Origin of the sequence: Sulfurovum sp. XGS-02, from assembly GCF_023213175.1 — a bacterium.
In the GTDB taxonomy this organism is placed as follows: domain Bacteria; phylum Campylobacterota; class Campylobacteria; order Campylobacterales; family Sulfurovaceae; genus Sulfurovum.
On sequence record NZ_CP093312.1, the window covers coordinates 1961658 to 1975002 of the forward strand.

The 13345-nt window shown below is 40.4% G+C and carries 15 protein-coding genes; 7 read left to right on the plus strand and 8 right to left on the minus strand.

Features of this window, described 5'->3' with window-relative positions; all coding sequences use genetic code 11:
• Nucleotides 1–6 precede the first annotated feature (6 nt).
• Nucleotides 7–666, plus strand: coding sequence for an EI24 domain-containing protein (locus MN086_RS09695; protein WP_248575806.1), 660 nt, complete (start codon nt 7–9; stop codon nt 664–666).
• Here MN086_RS09695 and MN086_RS09700 read toward each other — a convergent pair.
• From MN086_RS09700 to rpe, 3 genes are read right to left on the minus strand one after another with little or no spacing between them, the layout of a single operon-like run.
• Nucleotides 663–1403, minus strand: coding sequence for a 3'-5' exonuclease (locus MN086_RS09700; RefSeq protein WP_248575807.1), 741 nt, complete (start codon nt 1401–1403; stop codon nt 663–665). The genes MN086_RS09695 and MN086_RS09700 overlap by 4 nt on opposite strands.
• Before the next feature lie 37 nt (nt 1404–1440).
• Nucleotides 1441–2031, minus strand: coding sequence for a phosphoribosylanthranilate isomerase (locus MN086_RS09705; protein WP_248575808.1), 591 nt, complete (start codon nt 2029–2031; stop codon nt 1441–1443).
• A gap of 20 nt (nt 2032–2051) precedes the next feature.
• Nucleotides 2052–2693 (minus strand): ribulose-phosphate 3-epimerase, encoded by a 642-nt coding sequence (rpe, locus tag MN086_RS09710; protein WP_248575809.1) that lies wholly within the window; start codon nt 2691–2693, stop codon nt 2052–2054.
• A 287-nt stretch (nt 2694–2980) separates the two neighbouring features.
• Between rpe and rpmB the strand changes: the two genes are divergently transcribed.
• The 6 genes from rpmB (at nt 2981) to dbpA (ending at nt 8012) form a co-directional block, all read left to right on the plus strand.
• A complete protein-coding gene (gene rpmB / locus MN086_RS09715) occupies nt 2981–3190 on the plus strand; it encodes a 50S ribosomal protein L28 (RefSeq protein ID WP_008244606.1) in 210 nt (69 codons plus the stop codon).
• A gap of 24 nt (nt 3191–3214) precedes the next feature.
• Entirely contained in the window at nt 3215–4345 is a 1131-nt protein-coding gene (locus MN086_RS09720) for a TrkA family potassium uptake protein (protein WP_248575810.1), read from the plus strand.
• A complete protein-coding gene (argJ, locus tag MN086_RS09725; protein WP_248575811.1) occupies nt 4338–5549 on the plus strand; it encodes a bifunctional glutamate N-acetyltransferase/amino-acid acetyltransferase ArgJ in 1212 nt (403 codons plus the stop codon). Before MN086_RS09720 ends, argJ begins: the two co-directional genes overlap by 8 nt.
• 71 nt (nt 5550–5620) lie before the next feature.
• Nucleotides 5621–5845 carry a YdcH family protein gene (locus tag MN086_RS09730; protein ID WP_248575812.1) on the plus strand — a complete coding sequence of 75 codons (225 nt, stop codon included), beginning with the start codon at nt 5621–5623 and terminating at the stop codon, nt 5843–5845.
• 84 nt (nt 5846–5929) lie between these two features.
• Nucleotides 5930–6649 (plus strand): hypothetical protein, encoded by a 720-nt coding sequence (locus MN086_RS09735; protein ID WP_248575813.1) that lies wholly within the window; start codon nt 5930–5932, stop codon nt 6647–6649.
• 1 nt (nt 6650) lies between these two features.
• A complete protein-coding gene (gene dbpA / locus MN086_RS09740; RefSeq protein WP_248575814.1) occupies nt 6651–8012 on the plus strand; it encodes an ATP-dependent RNA helicase DbpA in 1362 nt (453 codons plus the stop codon).
• Here the strand turns inward: dbpA and MN086_RS09745 are convergent.
• From MN086_RS09745 to MN086_RS09765, 5 genes are all read right to left on the minus strand, one after another.
• Nucleotides 8009–8623, minus strand: coding sequence for a DedA family protein (locus tag MN086_RS09745; protein ID WP_248575815.1), 615 nt, complete (start codon nt 8621–8623; stop codon nt 8009–8011). The two genes, dbpA and MN086_RS09745, sit on opposite strands and share 4 nt — an antisense overlap.
• Nucleotides 8624–8639: 16 nt before the next feature.
• Nucleotides 8640–9575: an acetyl-CoA carboxylase carboxyl transferase subunit alpha gene (gene accA / locus MN086_RS09750; RefSeq protein ID WP_248575816.1), complete on the minus strand. Its 936-nt coding sequence runs from the start codon at nt 9573–9575 to the stop codon at nt 8640–8642.
• Nucleotides 9576–9585: 10 nt separating this feature from the next.
• A complete protein-coding gene (locus MN086_RS09755) occupies nt 9586–10803 on the minus strand; it encodes a beta-ketoacyl-ACP synthase II (protein ID WP_248575817.1) in 1218 nt (405 codons plus the stop codon).
• 91 nt (nt 10804–10894) lie between these two features.
• A complete protein-coding gene (gene acpP / locus MN086_RS09760; RefSeq protein ID WP_008244620.1) occupies nt 10895–11122 on the minus strand; it encodes an acyl carrier protein in 228 nt (75 codons plus the stop codon).
• Nucleotides 11123–11282: 160 nt separating this feature from the next.
• Entirely contained in the window at nt 11283–13310 is a 2028-nt protein-coding gene (locus MN086_RS09765) for a TonB-dependent receptor (protein WP_248575818.1), read from the minus strand.
• Nucleotides 13311–13345: the final 35 nt, after the last annotated feature.

Below are 13345 nucleotides of genomic sequence, written 5' to 3' on the forward strand. Positions count from 1 at the left end.
TAAAAAATGAAACAGATCATCATAAAAAGTCTGCAGGATATACTCTCAAAAGATGTCATTCTGTTTGTTATCAAGATGGGATCCATCTCATTGGCTCTTACACTGCTGTTCGCATGGAGTATGTGGGGTCTGGTAACAGACATCATTGCTTCATATCTCTCATGGATTCCATGGGAATGGTTACAGACATCAGGCGCATCTGTAGGAACCTTTTTATTGACCTATATGCTTTTTATCATCATGGTCTCACTGCTTACTTCACTGTACAGTGAAAAGTTACTACTCGCCTTGGCAAAAAAACGTTATGCTGATGTTGCTGTAGTAGGCAGTGCGAACCTTACTACCTCCATCCTCTTGACACTTAAAGCCAGTATCGTTTTCCTACTGCTTTTCATCCTCACACTTCCCTTGCTTTTTATACCGATAGTGGGTCAGGTATGGGTACTCTATCTGTGGTCTGTCTTACTGAAGGAACCTACTATGTATGATGTAGGAGCACTCTTTATCAAAGAGAAAAAAACACTAAAAGAAAAAAAGAAAAAAACAACTCTCTTAGCCATGATTGCTTCACTCTTCAACTATATACCCTTGGTCAATATCTTTGCCCCGGTATTTGCACAGATACTCTTTTTGCATCACATCCTGGGAAAAGAACATAAAATTTAATTCTCTTTCTCTTTATTGACCCTTCGTTCCTTCTTACTGGAGACGGAAAAACGTAACAGTTCATCTGCACTCTTGACATACTCAGGTACTGTTTTCAAACTTTTCTCCATCACCTTTGCAGCACAGAGCGCATCGCTAAAAGCGCGATGATGTGTAGCTGTTTCTATCTCTAAAAAGTCTATAAGATAGGCAAGACCATAACGTTCGCTTTCAAAAGTACGTCTGGCAAGATCAATCGTACAGAGTTTAGGGTTACCTATATGACCCAGGCCAAATCTGTCAAAAGAGGCATTCAAAAAACTATAATCGAATTTTGCATTATGTGCGACAAACACTGCATCACCCATGAAATGGCGTAAAGCGGTTAATGCTTCTTTTCTTGTAGGCGCCCCTATGAGGTCTGTTGGTTCTATGCCTGTGATCTTCGTAATATATTCGGGTAAAAACGCGCATTCGACAAAGGTTTCAAAACGGTCTATGATTTCCCCATTCTGGACCATCACTGCACCGATCTCTATGACTTGAGATGTACCTGGCTTACTCCCGTTGGTTTCTATATCTATAACACAATAACGCTGATCTTTATGAGAAGTAAAACAGGTCTCAAGCCTATAGTGTTCATGATCTAATTGGGTGATAGGATAGCCTGAGGCTTGAAGAAGAATGAAGATCGTTTCAGCATCTTCCAACAGGGTTGTATACTTTGTAACAATATGTTTGTATTGTCCTTCATGCAATATACCTCCATGTTTACGAAAGGCTGTGGTAAGTTCCTCAAAGACTTTTTGCATTGGTTATAAATTGTTTCACTTTTTCAGGGTCTTTTTTCCCCTTAATGGATTCTACACCGGAACTTACGTCCACGCCATAAAAACCAAGTTGTTTGACTTGTGCCAGATTCTCAGGGGTTAAGCCTCCAGCCAAAATAATCTTAGAACAGTCGATGCCATTGAACCATTCAAGATTCAGACGTTCTCCTGCACCGCCATATACTTCACTATACGCATCTACCAAACGATACCTGTCTTGAAATTTTGTTAAATCTTCCGGACCTTTTGCCCGTACTACAGGCAAGGTCTGTAAACCGATGGCTGCCAAAGACTCTTCGTCTACATCAAAATGGATCTGTGCACGTGATATATCTGAGTATCTACATACTGTATCTATCGTCTCTACACCTTCATTGACAAAGAGCCCCACTCTTTCCACAAAAGGGGGGAGTTGATCGATGATTCTTTTCGCTGCTGCCGGTGTGATGTAACGTGGGGATTTATTATAAAAAACAAAACCCAATGCATCTGCTCCGCACTCTACAGCATGTAACGCATCCTTTAAATTTGTTATGCCACAAATCTTCACTCTCATACTACGCTTCCTTTTTTCCCTTATTTTAATGCAGAAATAGCTTTTTCTATACCGTCTGGATGTTTATAGACAAACGAACCGGCCACAACAATATCAACACCTGCTGCCTCCAGCTCTTTGACGTTTTGATCATTCACACCGCCATCTACTTCTATCAGACATTTTGGATTTCGCTTCTCTATCAATGCTTTGAGGCGCTGTGCTTTTTCTACAACCGAAGGAATAAACTTTTGTCCGCCATAACCAGGGTTCACACTCATGAGAAGCACCATATCTACCTCTTCAAGCAAAAATTCTATCGCTTCAATCGGTGTATGCGGGTTCAGTGTGATCGCAGGACGTATACCCAACGCACGTATTTTCTGTATAAGTCTATGAGGATGTTTTTCCTCTTCGATATGAAACGATATAAACTCCGGTTTCAAAGGTGCGAAAAGGTCTACAAAAAATGTATTGTTCTCTACCATAAGATGTATATCCAAAGGTTTGTTTGCCTCTTGGGCTACCGCTTCCACAACCACAGGTCCTATCGTGAGGTTTGGTACAAAATGGCCATCCATCACGTCAACATGCACAAGGTCACAACCACCTTCACAAATGGCTGCAACATCACGCGCCAAATGTCCAAAATCAGCGGAAAGTATACTTGGGGCTACTAACATAAATATCCTCTTGTTTTATTTTGAATTATTATAGCAAAATCAAACTTTTGACCTTGTACCATAGGGAGGTAATAACATACGATTTATGAAAGAATATCACTCTCAAGCCGTATCACACGAGTGCTTCTTTTCTATTCGCTCTCTCTTTTCATACAAAACTTAAGAGAGGCTGCAAATACCTTAAGCAAATTTTATGTTCAAATTGTCTATAATCCCACAAAATATTCTTCGTTTTACACTGAACCTTTCAAAAGTGTAACTGGGACGATCAAATTAAAGGACATACTATGGCAAGAAGATGTGATATTACGGGTAAAGGCCCATTAACAGGAAACAATGTTTCTCACGCAAACAACAAAACAAAAAGAAGACAACTTCCAAACTTGAGATCTGTGAAGATCACACTTGAAGATGGAACAACAAAAAGAGTTAAAGTAGCTGCTTCTACACTTAGAACAATGAAGAAACGTGCTGCTCAAGCTGCCACAGCTGAGTAAGTCCCTACCTTTGGGACTCCGGCTTTGAAAGCCACACAAAAATTTAAAAAGTTTCTCAACTGGAGAAGCGCACCCAAACCTCATATTACACTAAATGATGAGTATTATGGTCATTTAGCCCCTTTTAGACTACCCCTTATACTAACCGTAATTGTTATGCTGATCGGTACGATGGGTTATATGCTTATTGACGGTTTTCCACTTATGGATGCCATTTACCAGACAGGTATCACATTTACTACCGTAGGTTTCGGAGAGATAAAACCCATATCAGATATGGGACGCATTTTCACCATCACCCTTATTATCTTTGGCTTTGTTGTCTTTTCTATTGCCGTGGGTATTATTGCAGAAGTCGTCAAAAAAGGTGAATTTCAAAAAACAGCCAAGGAGCGTAAAATGCTTTACGAAATTGCTAGACTTAAACACCATTTTGTTGTCTGTTATCATAATGAATTTACGATACAGGTAACCAAACAACTTCGTGAGAACCACATCCCTTTTGTGGTGGTTGATCCTAGAGAAGACATGGAAGAGATAGCAAAAAAATACCATTACCCTTACTTTGTAACAGCTGAACCCCACACAGAAGAAGGTATCTTGAAGTCACACCTCTCTTCGGCCAAAGGTGTGATCACGCTTGCAGACAATATTGCAGACAACATTGCGACCATTGCTTCTGCCAGACTCTATGAATCCGAGATACACCGCGGGAAAAAGTTCCTTATCATTGCCAATGCCAAAAGCAGTGAAGATGATCAAAAACTGCTTAAACTGGGAGCGGACAAGGTTGTCACTGCAACGAAGCTCATGGCGCAACGTATCAATGCTATGGCAGCACGTCCGGACATGGAAAATCTTCTCCAGGAATTTCTTTATAAAACAGATACCCCTCTTGATATGGAAGAGGGAAAAGTGTTTAAAACTTCATGGCTTGCACTGAAGAAAATCAAAACTGCACGTTTCAGAGATGTCGCCAATGTGACGGTGATCGGTATACGTCAAAAAGATGGCAGATTTATCCCTATGCCTAAAGGAGATACGATCATCATGCCAGAATCCAAGCTTTTACTCATCGGTACGGGTGAAGGTATCGCTAAAGCGAAAAAAATCATCCGTAAAAAAGAAAAACCTGAGGAACTTAAATATGTATAAGCTTATTCCACTTGAAAACGGTCTGGAGAATGTCGCAGGGTTCTTCTGTGGTGCGACCAATGTCGGTATGAGAAAACAACCTGCCGACTCTAATGCTTCTGAACTAGATGGTGATGTTGCCTTTATACGAAGTGAACAGCCTTGTGACATATCCGCTGTCTTTACGAGTAATACATTTCAAGCGGCACCCATCAAACATTTTCAAAAATATCCTAAAGGGTTTCAAACCGATTTTGTCCTCATCAATGCAAAAAATGCCAATGCCATGACGGGAGATAAAGGGATAGAAGATATAGAATCCATTATGTCGACACTCAGTAGCAAACAAAATGTTCTGAATCCTGTGATGAGCTCTACAGGTGTCATAGGGTACCGTTTGCCTATAGAGAAGATCACCTCGGCGTTTGATAGACTGGATTTCAATGCTTCAAATTCGCATCAGGCAGCCCGTGCCATCATGACGACGGACAGCTTCAAAAAAGAGATGGCATATAAAGTGGTACTTGCAAACGGTAACGCTTTTAACATTGCAGCTATCTGTAAAGGTGCAGGCATGATCAACCCTGCAATGGCAACCATGCTCTGTTTTATCATCACAGATGCCAACATCCCCAAGTCTGACATGGATGAACTGCTCACAGGGGCAACAGAGGGTTCATTTAACCGTATCTCTGTAGATGGTGATACATCGACCAATGATACGGTCATGTTACTGTCGAACAGACAAAGTGCCCATTACGACAAAGCAGCCTTTGCCGAGGCCCTTAATAAGATCATGTTTGAACTGGCCATGCTTATACTCAAAGATGGAGAAGGTGCAAACAAACTGGTGGCCTTTGAAGTCAAGGGTGCCAAGAGCGAAGAAGACGCAAAGAGAGCAAGTATGGCATTGAGTAACTCGCTTCTTGTAAAGACTGCACTCTTCGGAGAAGACCCGAACTGGGGGCGTATCGCTTCCACCATAGGTGCTTCAGGTATAGCCTGTGATGATGAAACCCTTACCATACACTATGATGACCTTCTTATCTACTCCAGTGAATGTAGAGAGTTGGATCAGGTGCGTGAAGAGAAGGCATACGAGATCATGAAACAAGAGCATTTTAAAGTCACTTGTGACATCGGCTTAGGTGATGCAAGTTATACATCATACGGCTGTGATCTGAGTTACGAATATGTAAAAATAAATGCAGAATATAGAACGTAAAAAGTGTTCATTTTAACTTTTTGCCAACACAAAAAAGTTATAATATGGAAATCTTAATACGAGGAATAAACATGTTACACGAATACAGAGACGAAATACACGAACTTAAACAAAGCAATGCACACTTTGCAAATATCTTTGATAAACACAATGCATTGGATCAACAAGTAGAAGATGCTGAAGCCGGTCGTACAGTTTTAACAGATGTAGAGCTTGAAACACTTAAAAAGGAAAAACTTCTTTTAAAAGACGAAGCCTATAAAATGATCTTGGACTATAAAAAATCTCAGGCATAATCATAATCTTCAACACCTATGGGCACTTGCCCATATATTAACCTTCTTACCCTATAATATCTTTAATCAATTATAGGAACTCTTATGAAATTATTACCACTCATACTCATTACCCTGTTTACAACAATCCATGCTGTAGAACCCCAAAATATCTATTATGGAAAAGTATTAAAGATACAAAATGCCATGGGATACAAATATCTTAAAGTCGATGAAAACGGTACCCAACATTGGGTTGCCATCGTAAATGCACCGGTTGCTGTGGGTGACAGGATCGGATATGATAAAAGAACCATTATGCATGACTTTGAAAGTAAATCTTTGGGTAAAACATTTAAAGAGATCATCTTTGCCTCAGATGTCTATCTTCCTCAAAAAGTCCAAAAACCTAAAAGCATGAAAGATATGTTGGGGCTTAGCAGTAAAGATCCTCATAAAGGTATGGGGAGGGGTATGTCATCCGAAGTTGAAGAAAAACCTGCAAAACCATTTGTAAAAAAAGAGAGTTATACAGTTGAAGAGGTACATATGTGGAGAAAGAGTCTCGAAGGTCAGACTATCTCCCTGGAAGGTAAAGTATTTAAAGTGTCCCATCAGATCATGAAACGTGACTGGGTTCACTTAGGTGATGGCACAGGTATCGAGAAAGAACTTACCGATGATCTTGTATTTACCACTGCTTCAGCCGCTGTCAAAGCAGGAGACAAGGTCATTGCCACAGGTAAAGTCGTTGTCAACCAAGATTTTGGATATGGGTACTTTTATAAAGTACTGATCCAGGATGCTACCTTCGAAGTGAAATAGTATGGCGACGTTTAAGAGCATAGAAGCATTCCCTGAGGCACTTTTAGAGACACTGGATATACTGAATTTCACTACGATGACCGAAATACAGGAAAAGGCTATTAACCCTATCCTAGAGGGTAAGGACATCTTGGCACAATCCAAAACAGGTTCCGGAAAAACATTGGCCTTTGGATTACCCTGTGTGATACATACTGATACCCATTACAATAAACCACAAACTCTTATCCTTACCCCAACACGTGAACTCTCAGATCAAGTAGCTGTTGAACTGAGAAAAGTTGCAGCCTACAAGCCCAACCTAAAAATACTTACACTCTATGGTGGTGTACCGCTTCGTGCACAGGCTGAATCCCTGGCCAAGGGGGCTCATATACTCATCGGTACACCCGGACGGATCCAAGATCACTTGGCTAAAGGAACACTTGTACTTGAGAGTATTAAAACAGTGGTACTCGATGAAGCAGATCGTATGCTGGATATGGGCTTTTATGATGAGATGATCAAGATAACTTCCAACATCCCACGTACAAAACAAACCCTGCTCTTCTCAGCGACTTTTCCCGATAAAATAGAAAAACTCGCTAAGGCACTGTTGAAACACCCTATTACCATGAAAGTGGACACGGTCCAAGAGGACAATAAGATAGATGAAATCGTCTATGAAACCTCTGATAAACTGAAGACACTTACAGCCCTGATCCAATCCTACAAACCAGAATCCCTCCTTATTTTTTGTAACACCAAGGCAGAAGTCATCTCTCTAACCGATACGTTACATCAACGCGGGCACTCTGTGATAGACATACACGGTGATCTGGATCAGAGAGACCGAAATGAATCGGTGATCGCTTTTTCCAACGGTTCCAAACGCATCATGGTAGCAACAGATGTTGCCTCAAGAGGTTTGGATATCAAAGACATTGCACTGGTCATTAACTATGATCTGCCTTTTGACCAGGAGGTCTACACGCACCGTATCGGTCGTACTGGACGCGCAGATGCCAAAGGTACAGCCATCTCACTCTATGGTCCAAAGGAGAGTGATAAATGTGCTTATATCACCTCTGCTGCACGTACTGCACAGATGAGAGATTTACGTGTAGATGCAGCCTTTAAAATGGTCTCCGAGTATGATACACTCTGTATTAACGGCGGTAAGAAAACCAAGCTTCGTGCAGGGGATATACTCGGGACATTATGTAAAGAGATAGGTATTGACTCGAAAATGGTTGGAAAGATACATATCACAGATACCAGATCATATGTTGCCCTGCATCATACAATCATAGAGAAGGTATTGAAAGCCTTAAAGAGAACAACGATCAAGAAAAAACGATATGTCGCTTGGATATTGAACTAATCTTCCAATATCTTTTGTCTTCTTTTATGTCTTACGATATAGAAAAGTGTGATCAATACGACACAAAAGAGTGCGATCAGTGTGGCAGAGTGAAGATACTCAGAGATCAGTGCTTCATTTGAGCCCAGCAGATACCCTAAGGCCACTAAAACGATCACCCAAATACCAGCACCCAATCCCGAATAAAAAGCAAATTTAACCATATTCATACGTGCAAGTCCGGCAGGTAGAGAGATCAGTTGGCGTATACCCGGGATGAGTCTTCCATTAAATGTGGAGAGTTCCCCGTGTTTGATGAAAAAAGCTTCGAGTTTATCTAAGGTTTCTTCTTTGATGAAAAAGTATTTTCCATAACGTAAGATGAATTTTCTTCCAAAATGTATCGCCAGGTAGTAGTTAAAAAGTGCTCCGCCTACAGAGCCCATGATACCTGCTAAAACTACCAAATAAAGATTCATTTCACCTTTGAATGCCAAATACCCTGCGGGTATCATTACAATTTCACTGGGAAAGGGGAAAAAGGTACTCTCAAGAAACATAAGAAGAAAGATACCCCAGTAGCCCATATCACCAATGTAAGAGACAATGGTTTGGGCTATCTCGTGTATCATAAAAAAATGTTAGTCACTATTCGCTGAATGCACCGACAGCAGTAAGTCTTTTGTAGCGCTGATCAAGCATTTCATCTTCAGAAAGTTCTCTTAGTGCTTGTACACTCTCTAGGAAATACTTTTTCAGTACCTCTGCTGCTCTCTCTTTATCACGATGTGCACCTATCAAAGGCTCATCCAGTACATCATCTACCAACCCATGTTCAAGCAGATAGTTTGGTGTGATCTTCAATGCTTTCGTCGCAGCTTCTACTTTGCTTGGGTCATTCCATAAGATCGCAGAACACCCTTCAGGTGAGATAACGGCAAATACAGAATACCGCATCATAGCAAGCTTATCTGCAACACCGATAGCAAGTGCACCACCTGAACCACCTTCACCGATCACCACAGAGACCATAGGTACTTTTACAGAAGCAAATTCAAACAGGTTTTTAGCAATCGCCTCACTCTGACCCCTCTCTTCTGCTCCAAGCCCAGGATATGCACCCGGAGTGTCTATAAGCATCAGTACAGGAATGTCAAATTTTTCTGCCATTTTGACTGCACGCAGCGCTTTTCTGTACCCTTCAGGATTCGGCATACCAAAGTTTCTTTTGATCTTATTTTTAACACCACGTCCTTTTTGTTCACCGATAAGCATCGTCTTCTGTCCATTGATCCAACCGATGTAACATAAGATAGCAGGGTCATCTCTAAATGCACGATCACCATGGATTTCATAGGCATCATCCATCAAAAGTCTGATGTAGTCCAAAGCATAAGGTCTATCCGGGTGGCGGGCAAGTTGAAGTTTCTGAAAGTCACTCAGTGAACCATACGTCTTTTGTACTTCTTTGTCCAGCTCAGCTTGATACTTATTTACAGCCTCGATATTTTCTATGGCTTGTGCCGATACAAGCTCTTCTTGTATCGATTCAATTTTGCTCTCAAAGTCTAAATAAGTTGCCATGCATAAACCCTTATATCTTCTTAAAGATAACTACGCCGTTTGTTCCACCAAAACCAAATGAATTACTCATCACAATATTGATATCTGCTTTTCTAGCTTCATTAGGTACATAATCCAAATCACAGTTTTCATCTGGTGTTGTATAGTTGATCGTCGGAGGAAGTACACCGTCTCTCATAGCCATAAGAGATACCACTGCTTCTATGGCACCTGCTGCACCTAGACAGTGACCCACTTGACCTTTGATAGAACTTACCGGAGGACAGTTCTCTTTGCCGCCAAACAACTCTTTAATCGCTGCTGTTTCATTTTTGTCATTGATCGGCGTTGATGTACCATGTGCATTGACATAGTCTACTTTTGGCTCACCTGCCATCTTATATGCACCCTTCATCGCTCGAAGAGGTCCATCCATCGTTGGTGTAGTGATATGGTTTGCATCACCGCTTTCACCAAATCCGATCAGTTCACCATAGATCGTCGCACCTCTTGCAACTGCATCTTCATAACTCTCTAATACCAGTGCAGCGGCACCTTCACCCATGACAAAACCATCACGATCACTGTCAAATGGTCTAGAAGCTGTCTGAGGATCATCATTTCTTGTAGAGAGTGCTTTCATTGCAGCAAATCCACCGATACCCACTTCACAAATAGCAGACTCTGCACCAACGACCAACATTTTATCTGCCGTACCGACCATGATAGACTTTGCCGCCTCACCGATCGCATGTGTACCTGCAGCACAAGCAGTGACTGATGAAAGGTTCGGTCCTTTAAGTCCTTGATAGATAGAGATAAATCCACCCAGCATATTCACAAGAGAAGAGGGGATGAAGAACGGAGAGATCCTTCTTGGTCCTTTTGTTGCGCATACCACTGAGTTCTTTTCGATATTTGGTAATCCACCGATCCCTGAAGCAGAAGCCACACCGAATCTCTCCATATCTACGTCTTCCGAAAGTTTCGCATCTTCCATAGCTTCCAAAGCAGCTTTAAGACCAAGTTGTATAAATCTGTCTGCTTTCTTTGCCTCTTTTGCGTCAAGTACAGTGAGTGGGTCAAAGTCTGTTATTTCACCAGCGATACTAACAGCATGTTTCTCTGTATCAAATGCCTCGATATTTTTGATACCGCATTTCCCTTCTATGATCGCAGAAAATGCACTTTCTTTATCTAGTCCTAGAGAATTTATCATCCCTAAACCTGTAACTACAACTCTTTTCACTGGCTCTCCTATTCCATTTTATGTAAAATATATATGAATATTTTTTGAAATACTCATATATATTTTACAAGTCCCCGAAGGGGAACTTAACTTATACGTTTTCGATAAATTTGATAGCGTCAGCTACAGTTGCGATTGCTTCTGCTTGGTCATCAGGGATTTCGATATCGAATTTCTCTTCAAGTGCCATTACCAACTCAACAACATCAAGACTATCAGCCCCAAGATCTTCTACGAATTTAGATTCCTCTTTAACCTCATCTGGGCTCACATTTAGCTGCTCAACAACTACTTCTTTTACATCATCAAATAATGCCATTGACTTTCTCCTTAAGTTTGTTAAAAATACGGGTAATTATAACAAAAAAAGTATAAAAAGCTTATACTTTTCATAAAATAGCCATTTGTACTATCGTAAAGTTGATTTTTTAATAAGGTAGGAAGGAAGAGAAAAGGAGTTCTCTTCCCGGTAGTATATATTAAAATTTATATTTTATGTTTGTATAAAAATAACGTCCAGGTTCATTCATAAGCATTACATCACCTTCTGTACCTGTAGAAAGAAGCGTCAAATCTTTATACGTGTTCGATACTGCATAAGTTTTATCCAGCACATTGTCCACTCCCACAGTCAGTTCAAAGTTTTTACCAAATGCTTTGGTTCCTTTCAAATTAACTACCGCATAGGCATCCAACTCTTGCTCACCATTGTCAAAGTCAAAATCCGACCATCTGTCTGATGCAATCACTTCTGCTTTTAATTTCAATGTATCATCATAGTCATAATTGACAGCAGCGTTCAACTTAAATGGTGGTATTTCTGGCATATCTTTATCTATCTGTCCACCAAGAGGATTTTCCTTTCTGCCTCTTTGATAGGACATACCGTAATCAAAATAGAGTGCATCTGTTGCAATGTAGCTACCACCGAGATCAAAACCGTAAATCGTTGCATCAACATTCTCAAAGTGTGTTAAAGTAGAATTATAAGCAATAAAATCATCTAGTCTAGAATAGAATGCTTTGACTTTGATCATAGCATTTTCATACTGCTTTTCTGCCCCTATATCAAACTCATAATTCACTGTATTTTGTAAGTTGTCTGTTCCAATCACCTTGCCTTTGCTACTTATAAAATAAAGTTCTCTGGCATCAGGTACTCTGGATGATCTACCAACTCCAGCAAAATATTTGGTACTCTCATTTGCCTGATATGTCCCGAATATATACCCTGTGAGTTCATTATAGGTATTATCTTGTTGTGTACTATTGTTATTAGTGATTTTTGTATGGTCATAACGAAGTGCAAGGTCTAGTTTCAATTTATCTAATGATATTTCATCTTTCATGAACACACCCATATTTTTGGTATCTGCATCATCAATACTTTTCGGGAATGTCATCATAGGATTATAATCCATATAATATCTGCCATCCCAGTTTCTGATACTATAATCAAGCCCTGCTGTAACACTATGATTATCTACATCAAAACTGTTTTTTAGTTTTGCCCCCTGCATCTTTGTTGTCAAGTGAGATGTCATTGCTCTCTTCGAATCCCAAATACCATCTTGCATACTTGCAGAAGCATTCGAATCAGCCATGACTCTATATCTCGTAGTCATAGGGTGGTCCACTTCAGACTGATAGACTTGTACATTCAACTCTTTAGAGTATTTACCAAGATCTTTTGCTATATATTCTGCATTATAGATATCTGAATCATCATACAAGGCATCCATTTTAGAAGAAGGATAAAGAACATCATCACTTCTGTTAGCAGTATAGCTGAACCTTAATTCCTGATTTTCAGCGATATCCCAAAAAAGTTTTGCCATAAATGTCTTTTTCGTATACGCATCCATATCCTGGTGTATTGGCTGATAACGTGTTCCCATAGGAACTGCAGCCGCTTCCATCTGCTCTGAAAAATCATTCCTGTCACCATCTTCATACTGTTCACTTTTTTCCGTAGAACCACTGAGCAAAACTTTTACCGTATCTGTTCCTCCGCTCAAAGAGAATGCACCTTTTTGGTACCCCCAGCTACCGAGGCCTAAGTTTAGTTCTCCAGCAAATTCTTCTTCTGGTTTGATAGTATGTATCTTTACATCTCCACTGAGTGAACCGAAATCTTCTACATTGAACGGACCTTCATTGATCTCGATATAATCCACATTGTTTGTCAATATATGAGAGACCGGTGGATCCATTCTGTTAGGACAGGCACCATAGACTTTCGTACCGTCTATCGTGATATTGATATTGTCTTTCTTTTGTCCTCTTAAGATGATATCATTCGCTACACCTGATCTTCTTACAAGGGATACACTTGCTGACTGTTTAAACAGCGCTTCTCCCAGATCGGCTGACTTGATGTCTTCCCCGCTTACATCTTTCACTACTTCTGTATCTACTTTGGTGGCTACGTTTATCGTTTCCAACTCTACTTCGGCAGCATTCAAACATACTGAACATACCAAAGAGAGGTAAATCCCTTTTTTCATATAACTCTCCTCAATTAATTTGAGTTATGGTGTCA

What these genes read in the sequence shown, in the direction of transcription:
- rpe (WP_248575809.1), bottom strand. Translation starts at nt 2,693, where the DNA reads ATGTTAGTAGCCCCAAGTATACTTTCCGCTGATTTTGGACATTTGGCG.
- MN086_RS09745 (WP_248575815.1), bottom strand. Translation starts at nt 8,623, where the DNA reads ATGATACACGAGATAGCCCAAACCATTGTCTCTTACATTGGTGATATG.
- MN086_RS09695 (WP_248575806.1), top strand. Translation starts at nt 7, where the DNA reads ATGAAACAGATCATCATAAAAAGTCTGCAGGATATACTCTCAAAAGAT.
- MN086_RS09765 (WP_248575818.1), bottom strand. Translation starts at nt 13,310, where the DNA reads ATGAAAAAAGGGATTTACCTCTCTTTGGTATGTTCAGTATGTTTGAAT.
- MN086_RS09735 (WP_248575813.1), top strand. Translation starts at nt 5,930, where the DNA reads ATGAAATTATTACCACTCATACTCATTACCCTGTTTACAACAATCCAT.
- accA (WP_248575816.1), bottom strand. Translation starts at nt 9,575, where the DNA reads ATGGCAACTTATTTAGACTTTGAGAGCAAAATTGAATCGATACAAGAA.
- argJ (WP_248575811.1), top strand. Translation starts at nt 4,338, where the DNA reads ATGTATAAGCTTATTCCACTTGAAAACGGTCTGGAGAATGTCGCAGGG.
- dbpA (WP_248575814.1), top strand. Translation starts at nt 6,651, where the DNA reads ATGGCGACGTTTAAGAGCATAGAAGCATTCCCTGAGGCACTTTTAGAG.
- acpP (WP_008244620.1), bottom strand. Translation starts at nt 11,122, where the DNA reads ATGGCATTATTTGATGATGTAAAAGAAGTAGTTGTTGAGCAGCTAAAT.
- rpmB (WP_008244606.1), top strand. Translation starts at nt 2,981, where the DNA reads ATGGCAAGAAGATGTGATATTACGGGTAAAGGCCCATTAACAGGAAAC.
- MN086_RS09730 (WP_248575812.1), top strand. Translation starts at nt 5,621, where the DNA reads ATGTTACACGAATACAGAGACGAAATACACGAACTTAAACAAAGCAAT.
- MN086_RS09705 (WP_248575808.1), bottom strand. Translation starts at nt 2,031, where the DNA reads ATGAGAGTGAAGATTTGTGGCATAACAAATTTAAAGGATGCGTTACAT.